This window comes from Pseudomonas sp. yb_5, assembly GCF_043103865.1.
GTDB classification, from domain to species: domain Bacteria; phylum Pseudomonadota; class Gammaproteobacteria; order Pseudomonadales; family Pseudomonadaceae; genus Aquipseudomonas; species Aquipseudomonas putida_Y.
Map to the genome: position 1 here is coordinate 1 of NZ_JBICKE010000038.1, position 21,762 is coordinate 21,762.

Here is a 21,762-nt window from a genome sequence, read left to right on the forward strand (position 1 = left end):
CCAAGAGCCCTATACGTGGCTGCGCCACGTCCTGGAGCGACTGCCGCACGCCTCATCGGTAGCAGACTACGAAGCGCTGCTGCCATGGAACTGTTCGCCAGAGATGCCACGGTAACCTTGGCTTCCACCTTGTGGTAGGTGGGGTTCATGGATCGGTTACACTCCAGTGGGCGCTTGTGATAACTATAACGCTCGGTATTGGATGCCCGCGATGGGTCCGGCGGGCCTGGTCTCTGCCTGCCTCGAAAGGGCCGATTATGTGCGGAATCGTCGCGATCCTCGGGCTGCTCCCTTTTACCTTCCGAGTCTTGACTGCCTGGCGGACCATTGTTTTCAGCCGGCCTGATAGCCTGCTGATCACAATCCATTCCATCCCTATCTATGGTCATACGCACCTCTCAATGCTCAGAAGCTCTGAGCTACATCAAGTGTGCGCTTACCCTGTCCAGAAAGGTTTTATATCAGATCACCGGACACGGGCGAGAACCTCAATACCGGGACCTTTCGCTACACTGCATCCCACTCAAAAACATAGCCATTGGTGCAAAAATTGGTACGCGCCGGCTGTGCGTCCATCCAGCACATCCCGGCAATGCAGCAGTAGCGTGGGAGTCTATCCTCAGACCGCACCGCAAGCGGCCTGAGCATCTGGCCTGTCTAATAGGGTTCAGCCAGTTTCAGCGACTTTGGCCCAATAAGACCGAGACGCTTTCGAGCGGTTTTAGACAGCTTTACTCCCCCATCCAGGCGTTCAGCCAACCAAGATCCATCCTGGGTCGTCAGCTACAGCCACCTCCCACAGTCCGCTGTCGACCCAAAGCCGACTCTCGTCAGGGGGGCTGATATCGAGCAAAAGCAGATTGTCAGGACTCTGCGTTCCCTACCTCAAGCGCATGCCAGTGCTAATTCTCTCTGCAATGAGTGCCCCATACTTTCTGAGATTACAGCTAAGCATTAGTACTCACTTCAGTGCACAATGCTAATAGCGCACGAATATCTTTTTCGCCTTCCGGCCTCACCTCTGCAAGTTTAGTAAGTCGTCTTTCGAAAAAGCTCAATATCTCTTCATCTACAGCAAGACCTTTATCGATAAAGTTCTCCTGCAGCGATCCTTTAATCCGATCAACAAATTCATCGATATGGTAATCATTGTTCGATAGCAACGCAGCATCGAGGCCTTGCAGAGAGCTAATTAAATGATTGACTGGTATTTCTTTTACATCCCAAATTAAAGACTCTGCCCTCCGCAAATCCATGGTTACCCTTACTAAATTATCATTTACTCTTTTAATCTCAGCATCGGATCGCGTCGTGCTTTTTAACACCTCATCAAACTTACTTTCGAGCGATCCTCTTACCGCTTCAAAGTGCGACCTTACTTGCGATGCCTGATCCAACATTCTATCGAGGTCCTGCTGACTTCTAATTTCTTGTGCTGCTGCTATTTCACGACTTGCGACGGCGAGACTAGCTTCTATCTCTGACTTAAGTATTTTTATTCTCCCATCGTAATCTTCTTTGATCCGCAGGAGTTCCTTATCATGCAACTTGAAGTTAGTGAATAAGCTGGCACCAACCAACAAAAGCACGGTACTTACAACGGCACTGAGAGCCCATAAAACAATTGATAGCATGGAGCTCTGAAATTCAGAGATTAGACGATTCTTTTCTTTAAGAATTTTCAGCTCCGACTCGTCCGATGCTTTTGTCTTTGGAGGTGTGCTGACTTCCGCCACACCTTCCAGCGCAAGAGGGCGGGTGTCCGAAACTTTAGCTGATGTTTCGCCTACAGCGTTCACCTGAGAAGTAGCTGCGGCGCTTTGACAGAGCAGAATTGTAGATAAAAAAACGATCAAAGGAAGCGATAAAGATAGAGCTAATTTTTTCATGCTTATATCCTAATTAAGCCAGAAATAGGTTCTAAAAAATTGATTGCGCGATCATTTCAGCGGCAGTTTCGGGTCGAAAGCGGACACTTGCGAACTTCCGCTTTCGACCCAAAGCGGAAGTTCAATGAGGAAAGACCGACGACTGCTTCGCAACGGGTTGCAGTCGGTCGCCATGGACTCCTAACCTCACGGTGTCCACCAGGAAGCCGACGTTCGACCTTCAAACGGTGCCGCGCCAGCGACCGGTGCCAATGTGCTGCAAACATCACTAGGCAAGTGCGCATCGCTCACACCTGGAATGACCGCTGGTCATGGTTGATCGGGAGTGAAGGGGGCCGTCATCAGAACTCCACGGTCACGGTCAACTTCAACGCTGTACGCCCTTTCTCCATCGACGTGCGAGCACGGTCAAACTCGGCACGTCCCTCGCAGATCTTGCTCATCACCTCAAGCTTGGCCTTCAACGAAGCGTTCAGTACCTTCTTGACGTCGGTCGACATGTCGAGCGAGAACTCGTGTTTGAGCAGCGTATTACTGCCGACACTGCGCATGTTGTAGAGGCTCTTGAACATCGGCTCTTTGTGCACACCGTATTGATTCAAGATGCGATCTGCAGCCTGAAAATCTGGTTCCCCACCTGTAGCAGCCACTTTCAACTTCATGATCGATTGACGAACCTGCTCACTTTGGCTGGAATCATGGTCCTTGATGCCGGCGTTCAAGGAACCGAAATGGCTCTTGCCATTGATATCAGCGCTGATCGATGAGTGCTCCTCAGCCTCCAAGCTGACTTCCTCGATATTTGTGACATCGACTTTCTTGGCACCCAAGGCCACGCACAGCTGCAGCCACACATCAAATTTGTTCTTGGCATGGTCGTCAGTGAACTCATCCAAAGTCACAAACTGATCCGTGTATCCAGGCTTCACGAGCACGCTGCCAGGGCGCACATCACAGGCATTGACATGGTGCATCAACTCTGTGGCATTAGAGGCCGTCAGCGGTAACGTGATCACCTTGGTGTCCAGGTCGGGGGCCTCGAACGATTGGAATGACGTGATCGACGCGTGTTTGAGTTCCTCCATGAAAGGCTGGTCAACAAAAATGATCTTTTGGGTGTAGGGCTCAATCATGAAGGGCTCTCTTACTCTGAAATACAATATGCAAAAAAAGAATCCAACGCGGCAAAGCGAGCAACTGCTGCAGCCGCGCCAGGGCCTCCAGAGTTGGTTGATCCAGCTGTCGATTCAAGTAAGTGGGCACAGCGGTCAATGCAGCAGCTCCCAACCTTCGGGAGGGGCCTAACGCATTGAACAAGAGTAACACGGGCGACACACGGCCACCGGCATCCAGCGTCACAGGCCGAACCGTGATGATGCAGTCGCCCGTCAAGCTCACGCGGCATGACAAAGCGTTGCCACCGACAGCCCACGCCCTGCCTGTGTTTTGGATCTCATCCAACAACTGGCGAACATGTGGTAGCCGTTGATCTGGCCTGACCAATTGTTCGCCCACCGCGCCGCCGTCGCTAACGCGGCAGTAGGCCACGCCTCCCTCGTTGTTCAGGTCTTGCGCGTACAAGTAAGCCTCGTACCTGAGGTCAAGCTTGGAGGTCATCAACAATACTCTGCAACAAGTGCTTGAAACTGGTGGGGTCGGTGAGATTGGCGGAGTAGACATACCCCTTGACACCTTCCATAGACTCATACATTCGCCGAATGACTGGGTCCTCTTGCAGCACGTTGTTCACTTGTGCGGTATCCACGGTGTTCCATTTTGATTGATCAATGTGGGAGGCAATGATGTTGATGCGCTTTCGGCCTTTGGATGATTTGTTCAAGGCATCAATGGTTGCCTTGAAGTCTGTACGGACGGCCGCCGCATACCCAGCATTATCGATGCGGGAAATATTGATGAGGTAAAATACGTGGTCACCCTTCGCCACCAATTCGCACCAGTCTTCCAGACGATCATCCGTGCCGGGCATGTCCACGATGCTATCAACGACGAGATCTGAGGCTAGTTGTAACTTGACGTCCTTGTACGTGGTACGCGATGTGGTTGCCTTTTTATCGACTAACTGAATATGCTCTCCACGCAGTTGCGAAATAAATGTCGTCTTGCCCGAGTTGGGACGCCCCCAGATGACAAAGTTGCCCAACCGGCGAGCCGGAGGGTTGGGGCTTGTCGGCGGCGGCGTAGTCGACGAACCAGCGCTGTCCGAATAGACCTTGTAGGCGACTGCGCCCAGTACAACGACGCCGGCAATGATAAATGGCACCATGGTTTGAGACTCGCTCTCTCTTCACAATGATTGATTGAACAGCTGCCACGCCATCCGGCAGAGCTCGAGCGGCCCGGCTCCAGCCGCCGCTGACACTCGCCTTCTACAAGCGAACGGCTGCACCCAGTCTGACACTGGTCTCCTGAAAAAACGACTCCAATGGCAGCTTCTGGCCGTTAGCTGTCCTTTTTTAAAGGCAGATGTAGGTCGAATGCAGCCACTCATTGCTTGAGCGCAAACAAGTCCTCTGCCAACTCACCGGGTTGCCGCAAGTCCATCAGCAGCACCTCTGCCTTGCTGTACCGAAAGCCGGGCCTGAAGATACGGTCGACCGCCTCTGAGGCAAATCGGGTCATCAGCAGCGTGTCGCAGGGTGGGTATGCGCACAGGCGAGATTATGTCGCTGCGCTGGGATGAGGTCGACGTCGAGAAAAAGACGGCTCACATCTGCCGGATCGTGGTTGAAAAGCAGGCAGTCGAGCGGACCAAGACGAAATACACCCGCACCGTAATGTTGAACAGCCGGGCTCTTGGCGCACTGGCAAGGGCCAGAGAGATCGCGCAATACCGCTCGAAGCAGAAGCGCCGCGTCTCGACGGAGTCGCCATTCATCTTCCAGCCTTCTGGCTCGTCACCACGAATCCAGCGTTCATTGCTGGGCAGCTTGGGCGCTCGGTGCAGGTGCTTCTCTCGACCTACGCCAAGTGGTTGAATTCTGCCAACGATTGGACGGAACTGGCGAAGCTGGAAAAGAACGTAATGGGTACAGGATTAAATATCGTTCACCTTGCGCCCTTTGGTCATAAGGCATTCGACAGCAATTCAGCCATACTCCAGAATGCATCGGTTTCTAGGGGGAAAACCCTTGCACAGCCAACGACATACAAACTTTTAGTGAGCCTCAACGTGAAAACTTCCCTGTCTATCCTCAGCCTGCTGCTGTTGCTCACAGGTACCGCGACCCTTCCGTCGACTGCTGCTGCACAACCCCCGGCCCAGGTTCAACGTGACCCATCCAAACTGCATCTGGCTTCAGGCAGCGCCCTGCTGATCGACCTGAACAGCAGCAAGGAGCTGTATTCAAGCCACGCCGACCGCGTGGTGCCCATCGCTTCGGTCACCAAACTGATGACGGCGATGGTGGTGCTGGATGCCAAGCTGCCCATGGATGAAAAGCTCACCATGACCATCGCCAACAACCCGGAAATGAAAGGCGTGTACTCTCGCGTGCGCCTGGGCAGCCTGCTGGACCGTCGCGAAACCCTGCTGATTACCCTGATGTCGTCGGAAAACCGTGCGGCCAACAGCCTGGCCAACGCCTACCCCGGCGGTTACCCTGCGTTCATCAAGGCAATGAATGCCAAAGCCCGCAGCCTGGGAATGGCCCATACCCGCTATGTCGAGCCGACCGGCCTGTCGACGCAGAACGTCTCCACTGCCCGCGACCTGGCCAAGCTGCTGATGGCCTCGCGCAAGTATCCAATGCTGAGCGAGCTGTCGACCACCCGCGAAAAGACCGTGGCCTTCCGCAAGCCTAACTACACCCTGGGCTTCCGTAACACCGACCACCTGGTGAACAAGAGCAACTGGGACATCAAGCTGACCAAGACCGGCTTCACCAACGAAGCCGGGCACTGCCTGGTACTGCTGACCCGCATGGACAACCGGCCGGTGGCCATGGTCATTCTCGATGCCTTCGGCAAGTACACCCACTTCGCCGATGCCAGCCGCATGCGACAATGGCTGGAAACCGGTACCTCCAAGCCGGCACCGGCAGTGGCCATGCAGTACAAGGCCGAGCGGCAGAACAAGGGGCGGTTGGCGGTCGAATAACCGCCATATCCTGGAGCGTGCGGGCTTGTTCACGAAACAGACAACGCGGCGGATAGCACGGGCTTCGCCCGTGTTCGCGGGTGAACCCGCTCCTACAACGGCCTGTGCATGTGTGTAGGAGCGGGTTTACCCGCGAATACGGGCGCGCCGGCAACGGTGAACGGCGGGTGGAGATTGGCCAGCAGGCCTGGCCCATTCGCGGGTGAACCCGCGCCTACGACGGCCTGTGCATGTGTGTAGGAGCGGGTTTACCCGCGAATACGGGCGCGCCGGCAACGGTGAACGGCGGGTGGAGATTGGCCAGCAGGCCTGCCCATTCGCAGGTAAACCCGCGCCTACAGCGGCCTGTGCTTGTCCACTCAGGCCGTAGCGCTGACCATGCCACCCGCACTGCTGCCGCCCTCTTGCTGCAACAACTCCAGCAACTGCGCCGTGGCCGCCATGATCTGCCCGTTGAGGGTAGCAATGCTCGCCTGCTTGGCACCTATCGCTGCCGCCTTGGCAGCCTCGTCCAACTTGCTGTTCTGCAATGCAGCCAACTGTTTCTGCTCTTCTGCCAGTTGCTTCTGCAGGTCCTTGATCAGTTGACGCAGCTCGCTCACAGCCCCCGACTCGCTACTCTCTTCAGTGTCGGTGGATTGCGCCTGACTACCCGCCGACACCTTCATGCTGTCACTGCTGATGCTCAACGGCCCCACCGCCTCACCGGCCTGTTTCGCCTGTTCGCGTTCGGTTGCTGCATTCGCGCTCAGCGTCTGCGCTGAAACGCCATTGATCATCAGGTTGCTTGCCGTGATGCCGCTCATGTCGATTCCTTGCCTGAAAGTTTGGTCCTTGCCGTAACCACCACATCGGCCGCCTCGCGCTGTTCTTTAGCCCGCTTAAATTCCTCCCCGGTTGGCTCGTTCCAACTCATGTACTTGCGCAGGAGCCGGAGCCCCGGCGGGCGTCCATATTCGACCATTCAGGAAATCGCAGCCATGAGCCAGTCCTCACAGCAGGAAACCATCAAAGACATGATCGGCGTGGGCTTCGGTCCTTCCAACCTGGCCTTGGCCATCGCCCTGGAAGAACTCGCCGAATCCCGGGGTCATGCGCTCGACGCACTGTTCATCGACAAGCAGAAAGACTACCACTGGCACGGCGAGACATTGGCTACCCAGAGCGAATTGCAGATCTCGTTCCTCAAGGACCTGGTGTCGCTGCGCACCCCGACCAGCCCGTACAGCTTCGTCAACTACCTGCACCAGAAGCAGCGCCTGGCCGACTTCATCAACCTCGGCACCTTCTATCCCTGCCGCCTGGAGTACAACGACTACCTGCGCTGGGCCGCCGAGCATTTCGCCTCCCAGGCGGTGTATGGGCAGGAGGTGTTGCGCATCGAACCGCACGTGCATGCAGGCCGGGTCGAACACCTGCGCGTGGTCACGCGTGACACGCAGGGCCGCGAATACAGCCGCCGCACCCGCTCGGTGGTGGTGGGCAGCGGTGGCACGCCGAAAATCCCGGAAAACTTCGGTGCCTTCAAGGACGACCCGCGGGTCTTCCACCACTCGCAGTACCTGAGCAGCCTGACCAAACTGCCGTGCACGGCTGGCAAACCGATGCGCATTGCCGTGATCGGCTCAGGCCAGAGCGCCGCCGAGGCGTTCATCGACCTCAACGACAGTTACCCGTCAGTCAAGGTCGACATGATTCTGCGCGGCTCGGCCCTCAAACCTGCCGACGACAGCCCTTTCGTCAACGAGATCTTCTCGCCCGACTACACCGACCTGGTCTACAACGAACCGGCCGACCAGCGCAGCAAACTGCTGGGCGAATACCACAACACCAACTATTCGGTGGTCGACCTCAACCTGATCGAGCGCATCTACGGCATCCTCTACCGGCAGAAGGTTGCCCATCAGCCCCGCCACAACGTGCTGTGCCGGCGCCAGGTGGAAGCAGTGGTGGCTACCCGCGAAGGCCTGGAACTGACCCTGCGCGACCTCGCCACCGCCCAGCAGCAAACCCACCGCTACGATGCCGTTATCCTCGCCACCGGTTACGAGCGCCGCTCACACCGTGAATTGTTGGCGCCGCTGGCCGATTACCTGGAGGACTTCAGCGTCGACCGCAACTACCGCGTACTGGCCAGCCCGGACCTGCAAGCCTCGGTGTACCTGCAGGGCTTCTGCGAAAACAGCCACGGTCTGAGTGACACCCTGCTTTCGGTCCTGCCGGCCCGCGCTGCGGAAATTGGCCGGGCACTGTACCAGGACCTGGAGCAGTTGCACGAAAAGCCCCAAGCAGCCGCGGCACTGACCCGCGCCTGACTCCTCTGCAACAAGCCATCAAGGCCGGACTGATGCCTGTGCGCAGTCCGGCTTTTGCGCTTTGAAACATTTGCTTTCATTTAAACCTGCAGGTTTTCAATTCTCATTCGTCCTTATCAGTACAGCCCTCTTTGGTTGGCACACGCTCGACCACCAATAACAGAAGACCGTCTGATGGCCAAATCACCGAAAAAATCCAAATCCAGGCTGTGGTTCCTGGTCCACAGCTGGCTCGCCCTGCCGATCTGGTTCTTCGTCCTGATCGTCTGCTTCACCGGCATGCTCGCCGTGGTCAGTCAGGAAATCGTCTGGCTCGCGGACCCGGCCGTGCGCGCCAACAAGCCAGACGCGGACACCGAGCGCATGAGCTTTCAGCAGGTACTGGAGGCCTTGAACAAGGCCGAGCCGGACATGGTGGTGGAGCGCCTGAGCCAGCCGGATGGTTCGCACTTCGCGGTGAAGGCCAATGTCACCCTGCCTGACGGCACCAGCCCGACGCTGTATGTAAACCCTTACACCGGGGCCATCCAGGGCAAGACCCCAGACTTCAACTTCGAAGCCTTCACCCGCGCCCTGCACGGCTGGTGGCTGGTGCCGTTCACCAATGGTTTCAGCTGGGGCTGGTACCTGGTATCGCTGCTCGGCCTGCCGATGCTGGCCTCGCTGGTCACCGGCCTGGTGGTTTACAAGAAGTTCTGGAAAGGCTTTTTCAAACCCGTGCGCACCGGCCATGGTTCGCGAATTTTCTGGGGTGACCTGCACCGTCTGTCCGGGGTGTGGTCAATCTGGTTCATTGCGGTCATTTCTATCACCGGCACCTGGTTCCTGATCCAGGCGATCCTGTCTGACAACCACATCACCCTTTCCAGCCGATCCATCGTGCCGGTGATCGCCCGTGAGGAGGTGCCGCAAACGCCAGATGGCAGCCCCGCCTCGCGCATCGACCTGGATGAAGCGGCGCGCCTTGCCGGCCTGGCGATCCCGGGGCTGGAAGTGACCTCCATCTCGCTCCCCGCCACTGCCTACAGCCACGTCACGCTGTCTGGCCCGGGCTGGTACCCGTTGATGTTCCAGAGTGCTTCGGTGAATCCGTACACACGCAATGTCGACAGCCAGTTCCTGATCAGCGACCGTTCGGCCCTGGAGTTCGTCACCGAGTCCATGCGCCCGCTGCACACTGGCGACTTCGGCGGTTTGCCGATCAAGCTGGTGTGGTTCTTCTTCGGCCTGATCCTCACCCTGATGGTGCTCAGCGGCCTGCTGATCTGGACCAAACGCACCGCCCAGGCCACCGCCGCAGCCCTCAAGCGTAGCGAGCGCGCACCGCGTGCGGCACGCAGTGAAACCACCGTGGAGGTCCACTCATGAGCCAGGCCCAGGCCCTGCCCGCCAGCCCGCTGAAGCAGCTTTGGCTGAAGTGGCGTTTTCACCTGAACATCCTGCTGATCCTGATCCCGCTGGGCTTCATGCCCAAGTACTTCGCCGACGCCAGGCTATTCCGCGGCGACGCCGGCCTTGGCGCCAACGTGATCAGTGACATCCAGGTCGGCCCCTACAGCCTCGACCTTGCCGAACTGCGTGACGAGGCGCCACGCGCCGACGGCCCGGCCGGCTACTTCAAATCGTTCAATGCATCGTTGTGCAAGGCCTGCATAAAGGACGTCAAGGCAGCCTACCTGCGCATCGGCAAGCCGCGCAGCCTGCGCGCCGCCGGCACCATTTTCTTCGGTGCACCGTACAACATGGGCACCTCGTTGCCGATCCCGCCGCGCACCAAGCCCGACGCGCAGATCTGGATCACCCTGGAAGGCTGGGACGGCAGCATGCACCAGGCGTCGATCCCCCTGGCCAAGGCATCGCCAGCCACCGTGGCATGGCTCAAGAAACAAGGAGACAACAAATGAAACACCTGATGCGCACCCTGGCCTTGCCCGTCCTGGTACTGGCCGCCGGCCCTGCACTGGCGCACAACCCGATGTGCGAATGCGAAGAACTGGCCAACGGCCAGGTCAAGTGTACCGGCGGTTTCTCGGACGGCAGCGGTGCCCCCGGGGTGACCCTCGATGTGATCGGTTATGACGAAGAGGTGCTGGTCGGCGGCAAGCTTGGCGACGACTCGACGCTGACCTTCAAGCGCCCGGACGGCGAATTCTACGTGCTGTTCGATGCCGGCCCCGGGCACGTGGTGGAAGTGGACTACGCCGATATCGCCCAGCCATGAGCCGCGCCCAAGTCATTCGCCCGGCCGGTGCCGGGCACGAAACCCTGTATGTGCTGCTGGCAAGCCTGCTTATCGTGGTGCTCGCCGCCAGCGTGGTGCTGCTGCGCGGTGAGCGCGAGGACGAACAGGCCATCGCCCGCCACCAGATCGACGCTCGCCGCGACCTCACCGCCGCCGAGCAAGGCCTCTACACCGACCTGTGGGTGGCCTTCGACGAGATCCAGTTACTGCGCGAAGAAAACGGCGTTGCCCCCGGCGTGCAGGCCCTGGCCGAAGAAGGCCTGCCGCCGTTCATGGTCGACGCTGGCAGCCAGAGCCGTGGCGGCCACCAATGGTCATGGCTGGAGCCCGGCGCCTACCTGGGCCGCAGCCAGGCCCCTGACGTTGCCGGCAGCCTGCTGCTGATCCTGCCACCCGACAGCTCAGGCCAAGCCGATGTCTGGCTGCGCCGCGACAGCGCCGCCGTGATTCCGGACGACCTCGGCCAGGCCGCCCTGATCGCCGCTGGCTGGCAACAAGTGGTCAGCCACTACGACGCCGGGGTCACCCGCGAACACCGTCACTGAACCCAAGGACTCGCCCATGTTTCGCTCCGCCTTCGCCCTGCTCCTGGCCTTTGCCTTGCCGGCACTGGCCCTGGCCGATAACAGCAAGCCGCTGCGTATCGGCATCACCCTGCACCCCTACTACAGCTACGTAAGCAATATTGTCGGCGACAAGGCCGAGGTAGTTCCCCTGATTCCGGCTGGCTTCAACCCGCACGCCTACGAGCCGCGGGCCGAGGACATCAAGCGCATCGGCACACTGGACGTGGTGGTGCTCAACGGCGTTGGCCATGACGACTTCGCAGACCGCATGATCGCCACCAGCGAAAAACCCGACATTGCCACTATCGAAGCCAATCAGAATGTACCGCTGCTGGCGGCCACCGGCATAGCCGCACGCGGTGCCGGCAAGGTGGTCAACCCGCACACCTTTCTGTCGATCAGCACCACCATCGCCCAGGTGAACAACATCGCCCGCGAACTGGGCAAGCTCGACCCTGACAACGCCAGGTTGTACACGCAAAACGCCCGTGCCTACGCCAAGCGCCTGCGCGCCATGCGTGCCGAGGCCCTGGCCAAGGTCACCGAAGCCCCTGGCGCAACGTTCCGAGTCGCTACCATCCATGCTGCCTATGACTACCTGGTGCGTGACTTCGGCCTGGAGGTGACGGCCGTCGTCGAGCCTGCCCATGGCATCGAGCCCAGCCCGGCACAGCTGAAAAAGACCATCGACCAGCTCAAGGCGCTGGACGTGCGGGTGATCTTCTCGGAAATGGACTTCCCGTCGGCCTATGTCGAAACCATTCAACGCGAGTCCGGCGTGCGCCTGTATCCGTTGACGCATATCTCCTACGGCGATTACACCAAGGATAAGTACGAGGTGGAAATGAAGCGCAACCTCGACACGGTGGTCCGCGCCATTCAGGAGAACCGCGCATGACCGCTGCCGCCAAGCTGGTGACAGCCTGCGGGCCGCGCATCGAATTCGCCGGCATCGACCTGACCCTGGGCCGCACACGTATCCTCGAACAGGTCAGTTTCAGCGTGGCGGCAGGCAGCGTGCACGCCATCGTCGGCCCCAACGGCGGCGGCAAGAGCTCGCTGATCAAGACCCTGCTCGGGCAGATGCCGCACGAGGGCCAACTGACTCTGCATTGGCCTGGTGAGCGCGAAGTGATCGGCTACGTGCCGCAGGCACTGGAATTCGACCGTGGCCTGCCAATGACCGTGGACGACTTCATGGCCGCCATGTGCCAGCGCCGCCCGGCCTTCCTCGGCCTGTCGCGGCGTGTAAAGCCGGCCATTGATGCAGCCCTGGTGCAGGTTGGCATGCTCGACAAGCGCACGCGGCGCATGGGTGCACTTTCCGGTGGCGAGCGTCAGCGCGTGCTGCTGGCCCAGGGCCTGATCCCAGAGCCGCAATTGCTGGTGCTGGACGAACCGATGTCGGCCCTCGATGAAGCCGGCATACAGGTGTTCGAACAGTTATTGCAGGGCTGGCGCCAGGCCGGCACTACCGTTCTGTGGATCGAGCATGACCTGGAAGCCGTGTTGCGCCTGGCTGACCGGGTAACGGGCCTGAGCCGCCAGGTGTTGTTCGACGCCCCGCCTGCCCAGGCCCTGACTCCAGAGCGCCTGCTTGGCCTGTTCTCCGTTCACCCGCGCAGCGAGAGCCTTGCCCGATGAGTTTTGAAATCTTTCGCCAAACGGTCCAGGACTGGGCCACTGCCGGCTATCTGCCCGAGGCGCTGGCCTACGGTTTCGTGGTCAACGCCCTGCTGGCCGGCTTGATGATCGGCCCGGTGCTGGGCGGCCTGGGCACCTTGGTGGTGGTCAAGCGGTTTGCCTTCTTCTCCGAAGCGGTCGGCCATGCGGCACTGACCGGCGTGGCCATCGGTATCCTGCTGGGTGAGCCCTATACCGGCCCTTACGGCAGTCTGTTCGGCTATTGCCTGCTGTTCGGCATTCTGCTCAACTTCCTGCGCAACCGCACCGGGTTGTCGCCGGACACGCTGATTGGCGTGTTCCTGTCGGTGTCCCTGGCGCTGGGCGCCAGCCTGCTGTTGATGTTGGCGGGCAAAATCAACGTGCACATCCTCGAAAACGTGCTGTTCGGCTCGGTGCTGACCGTTAGCGCTCAGGACTTGGTCGTGCTGGGCATCGTCGCGCTACTGGTGCTGGCCTTGGCGCTGCCGCTCTACAACCGCATCATGCTGGCCAGTTTCAATCCGCAGCTGGCGGCTGTGCGCGGGGTGGCGGTGAAGACCCTGGACTATCTGTTCGTGGTGCTGGTGACGTTGGTGACCGTGGCTGCGGTGAAGGTGATCGGGGCCATCCTGGTCGGCGCGCTGCTGGTCATCCCGGCCGCCGCCGCTCGCCTGGTCAGCCAGTCACTCAAGGGCTTTTTCTTCCTGTCGGTACTGATTGCCACCATCAGCACCCTGTTCGGCATCCTGTTGCCGATCGTTATCGATCTGCCAGTGCCGTCAGGGGCCGCGATCATCCTGGTCGCCGGCATCTGCTTTGCCCTGGCCGCCCTGGCCCGCGCCCTCGTTCCCCGCCTGCAAGGAAAACCGGCATGAACTTCAAACACCTGACCCTGGCGCTGGCACTGGCCGGGCTGCCGTCACTGTCTTTCGCCACGCAAGTGCTGACGACCCTGCCCGTCACCCACAGCCTGGCCAGCGCCCTGCTCGACGGTACTGCGGTGCAGCTCCAGCGGGCAGCACCGGCCAAACTGCCTGCCAGCCGTCAACCGTCATATTTCAGCGGGCGTGGTGGCGCTGGCCTGCACAAGGCCGCCCAGCAGGCAGATGCGGTGGTCGGCGTGCGATCGATCTGGCGTGACGACCCGCTGTACCCGATGGCACGGCGCAGCAATATCCGCATTGTCGAGATCGATGCCGCGCGACCGGTGGATGGCGCACTGCCGGGCATTGCGGTGAGCGGTGACGATGCCTATGGCGCTTACCCCTGGCTCAACCCGACCAACCTCGGGCGCATGGCCGACGTGGTAGCCAATGACCTGGAGCGCCTGGCGCCGGACGACAAGGCGAAGATCCAGGGCAACCTGGCAGGGCTCAAGCGCCAATTGCTGGAGCTTTCGGCCAGCAGCCAGACGCGGCTGGCCAAAGTCGACAACCTGACGGTGGTGAGCCTGTCGGAGCGACTGGGGTATCTGGTCAACGGGTTGAACCTGGATGCGGTCGAGCAGCCGCTGCCGGCCGATTGGGATGCGGCCGCACTCAAGGCGCTGGGGGAGAACCTGAAGGCGCAGGACGTCGCGCTGGTGCTGGACCATCGTCAGCCGAGTGCGGCGGTGGCCGAGGTGATCAAGGCAGCCGGGGCCAGGCTGGTGGTGGTGGAGAGTGACCCTGAGGATGCGATTGCGGGGCTCAAGGCCAGTGTCGACCAGGTCGTCGGGGCATTGGGCGAGCGCTGATCGCACAGGGTCGCGCGGCTGCAGTGGACACGCATTGGTAGTCCGTAGGAGCGGGTTCACCCGCGAAAGGGCCGGGCCTGCTGGCCAATTTACACCCGCCGTTCACTGTTGCAGTCGCCACCGTATTCGCGGGTAAACCCGCTCCTACGCATGCACAGGCCGTCGTAGGAGCGGGTTCACCCGCGAAAGGGCCGGCCCTGCTGGCCAATTTACACCCGCCGTTTACTGTTGCAGCCGCCACCGTATTCGCGGGTAACCCGCTCAAGGATCGCGGTAACTGCCGGGCTAACGCTTCATGCACCGCTGATAGCGCACATCCACCCGCCCGGCAAACCAGGCCGTGGTCAGCTTGCGGGTAATCTTCGGGCTTTTCAGCTCGATGCCCGGTAGCACCGCGCGGGGCAACGGTTTGCCGGCTTTGGCATCTGCCAGGGCGAACACCCCGCTGTACAACTTGCTGTCTTCGAACGCCAGGCTGTCACCCTCCTCCAGCTGGCTTCGGATCTGCGGGTTACGCAGCCCCAGCTTTACCCCTAGCTTGCGCGCAGCCAGTTCGGTGCTCCCCGGCATGATCGCCCCCGGCGCCACCAGGTCGCCGTCCAGTGCCAACTTCACCCCCGTGACCTTGCTCAACGCCGCCTGGAATGCCGCATTGCGGCTGGCGTACCAGCCCGCGTTGAAATCGGCAAACCGGTAAAGCTGGCGCTCGTAGTTGGCCGGGTAGCCCAACAGGTGGGCAATACCGAAATACATGCCGCCGCGCCGGCTGAACACTTCCTGGCGGATCGTGCCTTCATGGCTGTAGGGGTAACCCCTTGCATGCTTTTCTGCGAAGTCGATGCTGACCTGCATCGGCCCGCCGGTGTGCACCGGATTCAGCCCACCCAGCAAGGTCTTGCCCAGCGGCACGCGAGCCACGACTTCGTCGTACAGTTCGCTCAACTGCTTTTCGCTGCGCACCGCCCGCAAACGCTGCTGGTAGCTCTGGCCGTTGCCCGACGGCGTCTTCAGCGCACCGTCGACCAGCAGCTTGGGAATATGCAGGCGCGCGGCGCGGCGGTCGATCTCCTGGCGGGCGATACGCCCAAGGTTGGGCACCTGCGGGTCCGCAGTGAAGGTCGACTCCTGTTCGGTCACCGCAAGCACGGCGCACAGGTTGCTTTTACTAGGCGCTAGGCGCTGGGCTTCGAAGGCTGTCTGGATATCTTTGGCCCAACCCTCGCGGTCCTTGACCTGGGCGGGCAACAGCCGCAGCAGTTGCGCGCGGATTTTGGCCGGGTCCGCTTCGGGCGCGTCTTCGCGGCGCCCGGCACAGCCTTGCAACAGCGCCACGGCCGTCACCGCAATAGCGAGTAACCGGCCGTTCAGGGCTGTTCACCGATCAGGTAGGTTTTGCTGATGTGGCGGAACTGCGGGTGCCCGGCACTGCCCATCAATTCGAACAGCACCATCTCGCGGGTCACCACCTGCGCGCCGGCGGCACGCATGCGCGCCAGACCTGCGGCCTTGCTGGCCGGGGTGCGGCTGTCGCAGGCATCCTCGACCACGAACACTTGCTTGCCCAGCGCCAGCAGGCCGAGCACGGTCTGCAGCACGCAAACATGGGTTTCCATGCCACAGACGATCACCTGCTCGCGCGCCATCAAGCTGGCTGGCAGGCACTCGGCGGCCACGCAGGAAAAGTGACTTTTCTCCACCACGTCGGCTGTCGGGGCTGCGACCAGCAGTTCGGCCAGGGTATGACCCAGGCCTTTGGGGTACTGCTCGGAAATCACCGTCGGCAGCGCCAGCTCGGCAGTCGCCGCCAGCAACCAGCGGGCCCGTGCCCGAGTGCCTTCGGGGTCGCTCATGGCACCGATGAGTTTTTCCTGGATGTCGACGACCAGCAGCGTGGCCTTGAGTGGATCGATCAGCATTACCTGCCTCTTGCCTGGGAAAAACCCTAGCCTCCCCCAGGCAAGCGGTGACGTCAATCAGGCGGACAGCCGAAGCGGTTGCAGCGACGCGGTCAGCGCAGCGAGCACACGGTCTTCCTGCTCATGGATGAAGAAATGGCCACCCGGGAACATCTGCAGCGAGAACGCACCGTGGGTTTCATTGCGCCATGCCTGCAGTTGCTCATCGCTGGCCCGGTCATCCACACCACCCAGCACATGCAGGGGGCACTGCAACGCCGCTCGCTGGCGGTATGTGTAAGTGCCGCACAACAGAAAATCGGCGCGCAAGGTCGGCAAGGTCAGGCTCATCAGCTCTGCGTTGGCCAGCACTTCCTCAGGCGTGCCCTGCAGCTCACGCAACTCGCTGATCAGCTCGGCGTCGCTCTTGGGCTCGCGCCAGTTGTTGCCATCGTAGTCCTCACGCCGGGTAGGTGCCGCGGTGCCGCAGGCGAACAAGGCCAGCGGCGCCGGGCAGCCCAATGCCTGCAGCTCATGGGCCAGCTCAAAGGCCAGCAAAGCGCCCAGGCTGTGGCCGAGCAGCGCATAAGGAGCGCTTGCCGTCAGGCGCTGCTCGCTGGCCAGTTGCCGCGCCAGACCTTGCATGTCGGTGTGCAGCGACTCGCCCATGCGCGCACCCCGTCCGGGCAACTCTACCGGGCGCACCTGCAACCAGGCCGGCAGCTTGCGCCGCCAGCGGCTGTAGACCATGGCGCTGGCCCCGGAGTACGGCAGGCACAGCAGGTTCAGCACGGTCACTGGGCGGCAGCTTCGGCCATTTTCTGGCGCAGGCTCAGCGGGCGCATGTCGGTCCAGACTTCATCGATGTAGGCCAGGCAGTCCTTCTTCAGGCCGCTTTTGCCCACGGCACGCCAGCCGTTGGGGATAGCTTTGTAGTCGGGCCAGATCGAGTATTGCTCTTCGTGGTTGACCACTACCTGGAACTGGATATCGTCGCGGTCGAAAACGGAAGTCATTGCCTGTCTCCTTAAGTGATGATGCCGCTGCGCGCCTGGCGCAGGGTGGCTTTCAAGTAGACGTAGCAAGCGGTGTAAAAATTAACGGAATTGACGCTCAGGTATCGCGCAACAGGTCGTGCGTATCGAGCAACCGGAACGCAACCTGCGGATTACGCTCCAGCCCGCGCCGGATCGCCGCAGGGATAGACTGCCGGGTCTTGCGGCACAACCCGGGCTGGTCGTCCAGTTCGATGACGATGCCGCGCATGGTCCGTACCTCGTTGTAACCGGGGGCGATGTGCACGCGGATGCCGAGGTTTTCGTACAGCCGCTGCTGCAGACGTTGAAGGTCTTCCAGGTCCTTCAGGTTTTCCAGGCGTTCGAGCAGGCGTTTTTCTTCCTGCCGAGTCAGCAGGAGAATGCGCTGGGCGGCCTGCGGATGGTCGGCCAGCTGTTCGCGGCCGCAGTCACAGGCACCAGGAGGGCAAGGTTGGCGTATAGGAACAGGTGTACTCATAGGGCAAGCATAGCCTGTAGCGACGGTCAGAGCTGCGCCAACCGCGCGCGCAGGAAGCTGACAAAACCCTGCACCGGCCGCGCCACCTGCCGGTGCTGCGGATACACCGCCGACAGCTGCAGCGCGGGCGGGCGCCACTCATCCAGAACCGTCACCAGTTTCCCCTCCGCCAACGCCTGCCCAACGATAAAGGTCGGCAGGTAAGTGACCCCCATCCCGGCAATCGCAGCGCCCCGCAGCAACTCACCATTGTTCGCCCGCATGCGCCCGGTCACCTGAATTGCCTGGGCTTTGCCACCTTTGTGGAACTGCCACTGCACCTGGCGCGAATGCCCATAGGGCAGGCAATCATGCGCGGCGAGCTCATCCGGTTTTCCCGGCACTCCCCGTGCTTGCAAATACGCCGGGCTCGCACAGTAGACCCGCTCGACACTGGCGATACGGCGGGCGATCAGGCTGGAGTCCTCCAGTGCACCAATCCGCAGCGCCAGGTCATAGCCTTCACCAATCAGGTCCACGGCGCGGTCGCTCAGGTCTACCTCCACATCAACCTGGGGATGCAACTGCAGAAACTCGGTCAGCAGGCAGCCCAGGTGCGCCATGGCAAACGACAGCGGTGCGCTGAGGCGCAAGGTGCCGCGCAGGACCTGGGCCTGGCCGCTGATGTCGTGCTCGACCTGCTGCACTTCACCCAGCAGGCGCAGGGCAGACTGGTAGTAGTGCTGCCCCAGTGGCGTGGCATCAAGGCGCCGGGTGGAGCGGTTGAGCAGGCGCACGCCCAGGCGCTCTTCAAGCTGCATCAGGCGCCGGCTGACCGATTGCTTGGACATGCCCAGACGGTCGGCGGCAGCGGTGAAACTGCCGGCCTCCATCACCTGGGCAAAGATCCGCATGTCTTCGTAAGGGTTCATTGTCTCGCTCTTGGTGACAGTCAAACACTTTATAGCGGCTTTTTCCCACAAGCGCATCTGCCTAATCTACGCACAAGTCGCAGCGATGGCCCCACAGGCCAGGCAAGACGCCCACTTCCAACACTTGCACAGAAAAGGATTCGCTCATGAACATTGTCCACAAAGTCCTCACCACCTCCCTTCTGGCCCTGTCCGTTTCCAGTGCCTTCGCCGCCGGCAGCCCAGGTGTGGAACAACACACCCAGGCTTTCCTCGAAGCCCTGGAGAAAGGGGGCGGCAAACCGCTGGAACAGCTCACCCCGAACGATGCCCGCGCGGTACTGACCGGCGCCCAGGCCTCGGTCAAGGTCGACCTCTTGGGGATCGAAGTGAAGGAACGCACCATTCAGGCCAATGGCCATTCGATCAAGCTGCAAGTGGTACGCCCGACCAATGTGAAAGGTGATCTGCCGGTGTTCATGTTCTTCCACGGCGGCGGCTGGGTGCTGGGCGACTTCCCGACCCACCAGCGACTGATCCGCGACCTGGTGGTCGGCTCGGGCGCGGTGGCGGTCTATGTGGACTACACGCCGTCACCGGAAGCGCATTACCCGACGGCGATCAACCAGGCCTACGCCGCGACCCGCTGGGTGGCCGAGCATGGCAAGGAGATCGGCGTGGATGGCAAGCGCCTGGCTGTAGCCGGCAACAGCGTTGGCGGCAACATGGCGGCGGTGGTTGCACTCAAGGCCAAAGAGGCCGGTACCCCTGCCCTGCGCTTCCAGTTGCTGCTGTGGCCGGTGACCGATGCCAGCTTCGAGACAGCGTCGTACAAGCAGTTTGCCGAAGGACACTTCCTGACCTCCGGGATGATGAAGTGGTTCTGGAACAACTACACCGTTGATGCAAAGGCGCGGGCGCAGATTTACGCCTCGCCGCTGCGGGCGTCCGCCGAACAGCTGAAGGGCTTGCCACCGGCCCTGGTGCAAACGGCTGAGTTCGATGTGCTTCGGGATGAAGGTGAGGCGTATGCCCGCAAGTTGAATGCGGCGGGCGTGACAGTAACCTCGGTGCGCTACAACGGAATGATTCATGACTATGGGCTGCTCAACCCGTTGAGCCAAGTGCCGGCAGTAAAGGCGGCGCTGCGGCAGGCGGGCAACGAACTTAAAGTGCATCTGCAGTGAGGCGATGAGCAAAAGACCCGCCTGGGCGGGTCTTTTGCTTCTATTTGCGGAAACGGCCCGCAGGCTTCAATGAATCTGCCATCGGTGCGGCAGGTCCGGCCCTTTCGCGGGTAAACCCGCTCCTACACAGCCACCACAACCGTCAAATTCTGTGGTGGCCTGTGTAGGAGCGGGTTTGCCCGCGAAAGGACCGGCAAATCCTGCTCAGGGCTCAAACCCTTCCACAATGATCACCTCAGCCTTCGCCACCCCTTGGCGATGGCTGCATGCCTCTTGGTACAGCGCGGAGCGGTAACAGGCGACGGCCTGCTCGTACGAATCGAACTCGATCACCACGCTACGCTGAGGCGTAACCCTCCCTTCCATCGCTTCGCTGCGCCCGCCACGGGCCAGGAAGCGGCCACCGAATGCCTTGAAGGCAGCCGGGGCGCGCTGGGTGTACTGCTGGTATTGCTCGGGGTCGGTCACGTCCACATGGGCGATCCAGTAGGCCTTCATGTGCTGCTCTCCTGTTACGGCGATATTTGTGTATGATGGTATACCATAAAATTCACCCCACCACAGTGAGCGTGCACCATGGCTTTCAACACCATCGAGGAACTTCTCGAGGACTACCGGCAAGGCAAGATGGTCCTGCTGGTGGATGACGAGGACCGGGAAAACGAAGGCGACCTGCTGATCGCCGCCGAGCGTTGCGACGCCCAGGCCATCAACTTCATGGCCCGCGAGGCGCGCGGGCTGATCTGCCTGACCTTGACCGACGATCACTGCCAGCGCCTGGGCCTGGAGCAGATGGTTCCGGCCAACGGTAGCGTGTTCAGCACCGCGTTCACCGTGTCGATAGAGGCGGCCACCGGAGTCACCACCGGCATTTCCGCCGCTGACCGGGCACGCACCGTGGCAGCCGCCATGGCCCCCAACGCCCGCCCCGAAGACCTGGTGCAACCTGGCCACATCTTCCCCCTGCGCGCCCGCGAAGGCGGCGTGCTGACGCGCGCCGGCCACACCGAAGCCGGCTGCGACCTGGCGCGCCTGGCCGGCTTCAGCCCGGCCTCGGTCATCGTTGAAGTGCTGAACGACGACGGCACCATGGCCCGCCGCCCCGACCTGGAAGTGTTCGCCACCCGGCATGGCATCAAGATCGGCACCATCGCCGACCTGATCCACTACCGTCTGAGCACCGAGCAGACCATCAAGCGCATCGGCGAGCGCGAGCTACCGACTGTGCATGGCACCTTCCGCCTGGTCACCTATGAAGACCGCATCGAAGGTGGCGTGCATATGGCCATGGTCATGGGCGACATTCGCCGCGAACAACCGACCCTGGTGCGGGTGCATGTGATTGACCCGCTGCGCGACCTGGTGGGTGCCGAATACGCAGGCCCCGCCAACTGGACGTTGTGGGCGGCGCTGCAGAGGGTGGCCGATGAAGGTGCTGGCGTGGTGGTGATCCTGGCCAACCACGAATCCTCCCAGGCCCTGCTGGAGCGCGTACCACAACTGACCCACCCTGTGCGGCCCTATCAACGTGGCCAGTCCAAGGTGTATTCCGAAGTGGGCACCGGGGCGCAGATTCTGCAGGACCTTGGCGTGGGCAAGCTGCGTCACCTGGGGCCTCCGCTTAAATACGCGGGTCTGGCGGGGTATGAGCTGGAAGTGGTGCAGAGCATCCCGTTCGAGCCCGGGATTGCAAGCTAAAAGCAACATAAGCAACTGATTTATCGAGGCTCTGTAGGAGCGGGTTCA

The 21,762-nt window shown here is 61.0% G+C and carries 25 protein-coding genes and 1 pseudogene; 14 read left to right on the top strand and 12 right to left on the bottom strand.

The features are described from left to right. A partial coding sequence (locus ACF8GF_RS04920) for a transposase domain-containing protein (RefSeq protein ID WP_392519696.1) occupies positions 1-115 on the top strand: 115 nt, incomplete at its 5' end. Positions 116-947: 832 nt separating this feature from the next. On the opposite strand, the gene ACF8GF_RS04925 is transcribed toward ACF8GF_RS04920, so the two are convergent. The 4 genes and pseudogenes from ACF8GF_RS04925 to ACF8GF_RS04940 all read right to left on the bottom strand — a co-directional run. Further along, positions 948-1,889 (bottom strand): hypothetical protein, encoded by a 942-nt coding sequence (locus tag ACF8GF_RS04925; protein WP_392488043.1) that lies wholly within the window; start codon positions 1,887-1,889, stop codon positions 948-950. A 341-nt stretch (positions 1,890-2,230) separates the two neighbouring features. After that, positions 2,231-3,022 (bottom strand): hypothetical protein, encoded by a 792-nt coding sequence (locus ACF8GF_RS04930; protein WP_392488044.1) that lies wholly within the window; start codon positions 3,020-3,022, stop codon positions 2,231-2,233. A 467-nt stretch (positions 3,023-3,489) separates the two neighbouring features. Further along, on the bottom strand, positions 3,490-4,173 hold the full coding sequence (locus tag ACF8GF_RS04935) for a GTPase (protein ID WP_392488045.1): 684 nt from the start codon (positions 4,171-4,173) through the stop codon (positions 3,490-3,492). 224 nt (positions 4,174-4,397) lie between these two features. Continuing rightward, positions 4,398-4,553, bottom strand: a pseudogene (locus ACF8GF_RS04940) (DNA polymerase V subunit UmuC); the annotation flags it as partial. Positions 4,554-4,570: 17 nt separating this feature from the next. Here ACF8GF_RS04940 and ACF8GF_RS04945 point away from each other — a divergent pair. After that, positions 4,571-4,885 carry a hypothetical protein gene (locus ACF8GF_RS04945; protein ID WP_231114308.1) on the top strand — a complete coding sequence of 105 codons (315 nt, stop codon included), beginning with the start codon at positions 4,571-4,573 and terminating at the stop codon, positions 4,883-4,885. Positions 4,886-5,079: 194 nt separating this feature from the next. After that, on the top strand, positions 5,080-6,006 hold the full coding sequence (pbpG, locus tag ACF8GF_RS04950) for a D-alanyl-D-alanine endopeptidase (RefSeq protein ID WP_392488046.1): 927 nt from the start codon (positions 5,080-5,082) through the stop codon (positions 6,004-6,006). Positions 6,007-6,365: 359 nt separating this feature from the next. Here pbpG and ACF8GF_RS04955 read toward each other — a convergent pair whose 3' ends face one another. After that, positions 6,366-6,812 (bottom strand): hypothetical protein, encoded by a 447-nt coding sequence (locus ACF8GF_RS04955; RefSeq protein WP_392488047.1) that lies wholly within the window; start codon positions 6,810-6,812, stop codon positions 6,366-6,368. A 174-nt stretch (positions 6,813-6,986) separates the two neighbouring features. Between ACF8GF_RS04955 and ACF8GF_RS04960 the strand changes: the two genes are divergently transcribed. The 9 genes from ACF8GF_RS04960 to ACF8GF_RS05000 all read left to right on the top strand — a co-directional run bounded on the left by ACF8GF_RS04960 (position 6,987) and on the right by ACF8GF_RS05000 (position 14,529). Next, positions 6,987-8,321, top strand: coding sequence for a lysine N(6)-hydroxylase/L-ornithine N(5)-oxygenase family protein (locus tag ACF8GF_RS04960; RefSeq protein ID WP_176682403.1), 1,335 nt, complete (start codon positions 6,987-6,989; stop codon positions 8,319-8,321). Positions 8,322-8,495: 174 nt separating this feature from the next. After that, complete coding sequence (locus ACF8GF_RS04965) at positions 8,496-9,689, top strand: PepSY domain-containing protein (protein WP_209966930.1); 1,194 nt, start codon at positions 8,496-8,498, stop codon at positions 9,687-9,689. Beyond that, complete coding sequence (locus tag ACF8GF_RS04970; RefSeq protein ID WP_176682401.1) at positions 9,686-10,225, top strand: thiamine pyrophosphate-binding protein; 540 nt, start codon at positions 9,686-9,688, stop codon at positions 10,223-10,225. The genes ACF8GF_RS04965 and ACF8GF_RS04970 overlap by 4 nt, the downstream gene beginning before the upstream one ends. Beyond that, complete coding sequence (locus ACF8GF_RS04975) at positions 10,222-10,542, top strand: hypothetical protein (RefSeq protein WP_176682400.1); 321 nt, start codon at positions 10,222-10,224, stop codon at positions 10,540-10,542. Before ACF8GF_RS04970 ends, ACF8GF_RS04975 begins: the two co-directional genes overlap by 4 nt. After that, positions 10,539-11,108 (top strand): DUF6162 family protein, encoded by a 570-nt coding sequence (locus tag ACF8GF_RS04980; protein ID WP_392488048.1) that lies wholly within the window; start codon positions 10,539-10,541, stop codon positions 11,106-11,108. The genes ACF8GF_RS04975 and ACF8GF_RS04980 overlap by 4 nt, the downstream gene beginning before the upstream one ends. 16 nt (positions 11,109-11,124) lie before the next feature. Further along, complete coding sequence (locus ACF8GF_RS04985) at positions 11,125-12,027, top strand: metal ABC transporter substrate-binding protein (protein WP_176682398.1); 903 nt, start codon at positions 11,125-11,127, stop codon at positions 12,025-12,027. Next, positions 12,024-12,773 carry a metal ABC transporter ATP-binding protein gene (locus ACF8GF_RS04990; protein WP_176682397.1) on the top strand — a complete coding sequence of 250 codons (750 nt, stop codon included), beginning with the start codon at positions 12,024-12,026 and terminating at the stop codon, positions 12,771-12,773. Before ACF8GF_RS04985 ends, ACF8GF_RS04990 begins: the two co-directional genes overlap by 4 nt. Continuing rightward, positions 12,770-13,669 (top strand): metal ABC transporter permease, encoded by a 900-nt coding sequence (locus ACF8GF_RS04995; RefSeq protein WP_392488049.1) that lies wholly within the window; start codon positions 12,770-12,772, stop codon positions 13,667-13,669. The genes ACF8GF_RS04990 and ACF8GF_RS04995 overlap by 4 nt, the downstream gene beginning before the upstream one ends. Beyond that, positions 13,666-14,529: a metal ABC transporter solute-binding protein, Zn/Mn family gene (locus ACF8GF_RS05000; RefSeq protein WP_176682395.1), complete on the top strand. Its 864-nt coding sequence runs from the start codon at positions 13,666-13,668 to the stop codon at positions 14,527-14,529. The genes ACF8GF_RS04995 and ACF8GF_RS05000 overlap by 4 nt, the downstream gene beginning before the upstream one ends. A 285-nt stretch (positions 14,530-14,814) precedes the next feature. On the opposite strand, the gene ACF8GF_RS05005 is transcribed toward ACF8GF_RS05000, so the two are convergent. The 6 genes from ACF8GF_RS05005 to ACF8GF_RS05030 form a co-directional block, all read right to left on the bottom strand. After that, positions 14,815-15,897: a DUF1615 domain-containing protein gene (locus ACF8GF_RS05005; RefSeq protein WP_392488062.1), complete on the bottom strand. Its 1,083-nt coding sequence runs from the start codon at positions 15,895-15,897 to the stop codon at positions 14,815-14,817. Beyond that, on the bottom strand, positions 15,894-16,445 hold the full coding sequence (locus ACF8GF_RS05010) for a hydrolase (protein ID WP_176682394.1): 552 nt from the start codon (positions 16,443-16,445) through the stop codon (positions 15,894-15,896). Before ACF8GF_RS05010 ends, ACF8GF_RS05005 begins: the two co-directional genes overlap by 4 nt. A gap of 57 nt (positions 16,446-16,502) precedes the next feature. Next, positions 16,503-17,222, bottom strand: a complete 720-nt coding sequence (locus ACF8GF_RS05015) for an alpha/beta fold hydrolase (protein WP_176682393.1) — start codon at positions 17,220-17,222, stop codon at positions 16,503-16,505. Then, positions 17,219-17,440, bottom strand: a complete 222-nt coding sequence (locus ACF8GF_RS05020; RefSeq protein WP_003256222.1) for an MbtH family protein — start codon at positions 17,438-17,440, stop codon at positions 17,219-17,221. Before ACF8GF_RS05020 ends, ACF8GF_RS05015 begins: the two co-directional genes overlap by 4 nt. 97 nt (positions 17,441-17,537) lie before the next feature. Further along, positions 17,538-17,939, bottom strand: a complete 402-nt coding sequence (locus ACF8GF_RS05025; RefSeq protein ID WP_176682392.1) for a hypothetical protein — start codon at positions 17,937-17,939, stop codon at positions 17,538-17,540. Between the two features lie 26 nt (positions 17,940-17,965). Further along, a complete protein-coding gene (locus ACF8GF_RS05030) occupies positions 17,966-18,850 on the bottom strand; it encodes a LysR family transcriptional regulator (protein WP_176682391.1) in 885 nt (294 codons plus the stop codon). A gap of 146 nt (positions 18,851-18,996) precedes the next feature. Between ACF8GF_RS05030 and ACF8GF_RS05035 the strand changes: the two genes are divergently transcribed. Next, positions 18,997-20,016 (top strand): alpha/beta hydrolase, encoded by a 1,020-nt coding sequence (locus ACF8GF_RS05035; RefSeq protein WP_176682390.1) that lies wholly within the window; start codon positions 18,997-18,999, stop codon positions 20,014-20,016. A 204-nt stretch (positions 20,017-20,220) separates the two neighbouring features. Here ACF8GF_RS05035 and ACF8GF_RS05040 read toward each other — a convergent pair whose 3' ends face one another. Then, positions 20,221-20,514: a DUF1330 domain-containing protein gene (locus ACF8GF_RS05040; protein WP_209966955.1), complete on the bottom strand. Its 294-nt coding sequence runs from the start codon at positions 20,512-20,514 to the stop codon at positions 20,221-20,223. 78 nt (positions 20,515-20,592) lie between these two features. Here ACF8GF_RS05040 and ribBA point away from each other — a divergent pair, with 78 nt between their 5' ends. Further along, positions 20,593-21,714, top strand: coding sequence for a bifunctional 3,4-dihydroxy-2-butanone-4-phosphate synthase/GTP cyclohydrolase II (gene ribBA, locus ACF8GF_RS05045; RefSeq protein WP_176682388.1), 1,122 nt, complete (start codon positions 20,593-20,595; stop codon positions 21,712-21,714). Positions 21,715-21,762 lie beyond the last annotated feature (48 nt).

Excerpts from the sequence above, each read along its gene's own strand:
- ACF8GF_RS04925 (WP_392488043.1), bottom strand. The coding sequence starts at position 1,889 with ATGAAAAAATTAGCTCTATCTTTATCGCTTCCTTTGATCGTTTTTTTA.
- ACF8GF_RS05000 (WP_176682395.1), top strand. The coding sequence starts at position 13,666 with ATGAACTTCAAACACCTGACCCTGGCGCTGGCACTGGCCGGGCTGCCG.
- ACF8GF_RS05040 (WP_209966955.1), bottom strand. The coding sequence starts at position 20,514 with ATGAAGGCCTACTGGATCGCCCATGTGGACGTGACCGACCCCGAGCAA.
- ribBA (WP_176682388.1), top strand. The coding sequence starts at position 20,593 with ATGGCTTTCAACACCATCGAGGAACTTCTCGAGGACTACCGGCAAGGC.
- ACF8GF_RS04990 (WP_176682397.1), top strand. The coding sequence starts at position 12,024 with ATGACCGCTGCCGCCAAGCTGGTGACAGCCTGCGGGCCGCGCATCGAA.
- ACF8GF_RS04980 (WP_392488048.1), top strand. The coding sequence starts at position 10,539 with ATGAGCCGCGCCCAAGTCATTCGCCCGGCCGGTGCCGGGCACGAAACC.
- ACF8GF_RS05025 (WP_176682392.1), bottom strand. The coding sequence starts at position 17,939 with ATGAGTACACCTGTTCCTATACGCCAACCTTGCCCTCCTGGTGCCTGT.
- ACF8GF_RS05030 (WP_176682391.1), bottom strand. The coding sequence starts at position 18,850 with ATGAACCCTTACGAAGACATGCGGATCTTTGCCCAGGTGATGGAGGCC.
- ACF8GF_RS04965 (WP_209966930.1), top strand. The coding sequence starts at position 8,496 with ATGGCCAAATCACCGAAAAAATCCAAATCCAGGCTGTGGTTCCTGGTC.
- ACF8GF_RS05010 (WP_176682394.1), bottom strand. The coding sequence starts at position 16,445 with ATGCTGATCGATCCACTCAAGGCCACGCTGCTGGTCGTCGACATCCAG.
- ACF8GF_RS05035 (WP_176682390.1), top strand. The coding sequence starts at position 18,997 with ATGAACATTGTCCACAAAGTCCTCACCACCTCCCTTCTGGCCCTGTCC.
- ACF8GF_RS05020 (WP_003256222.1), bottom strand. The coding sequence starts at position 17,440 with ATGACTTCCGTTTTCGACCGCGACGATATCCAGTTCCAGGTAGTGGTC.
- ACF8GF_RS04955 (WP_392488047.1), bottom strand. The coding sequence starts at position 6,812 with ATGAGCGGCATCACGGCAAGCAACCTGATGATCAATGGCGTTTCAGCG.
- ACF8GF_RS04995 (WP_392488049.1), top strand. The coding sequence starts at position 12,770 with ATGAGTTTTGAAATCTTTCGCCAAACGGTCCAGGACTGGGCCACTGCC.
- ACF8GF_RS04935 (WP_392488045.1), bottom strand. The coding sequence starts at position 4,173 with ATGGTGCCATTTATCATTGCCGGCGTCGTTGTACTGGGCGCAGTCGCC.
- ACF8GF_RS04985 (WP_176682398.1), top strand. The coding sequence starts at position 11,125 with ATGTTTCGCTCCGCCTTCGCCCTGCTCCTGGCCTTTGCCTTGCCGGCA.
- ACF8GF_RS04975 (WP_176682400.1), top strand. The coding sequence starts at position 10,222 with ATGAAACACCTGATGCGCACCCTGGCCTTGCCCGTCCTGGTACTGGCC.
- ACF8GF_RS04945 (WP_231114308.1), top strand. The coding sequence starts at position 4,571 with ATGTCGCTGCGCTGGGATGAGGTCGACGTCGAGAAAAAGACGGCTCAC.
- ACF8GF_RS04960 (WP_176682403.1), top strand. The coding sequence starts at position 6,987 with ATGAGCCAGTCCTCACAGCAGGAAACCATCAAAGACATGATCGGCGTG.
- ACF8GF_RS04930 (WP_392488044.1), bottom strand. The coding sequence starts at position 3,022 with ATGATTGAGCCCTACACCCAAAAGATCATTTTTGTTGACCAGCCTTTC.
- ACF8GF_RS04970 (WP_176682401.1), top strand. The coding sequence starts at position 9,686 with ATGAGCCAGGCCCAGGCCCTGCCCGCCAGCCCGCTGAAGCAGCTTTGG.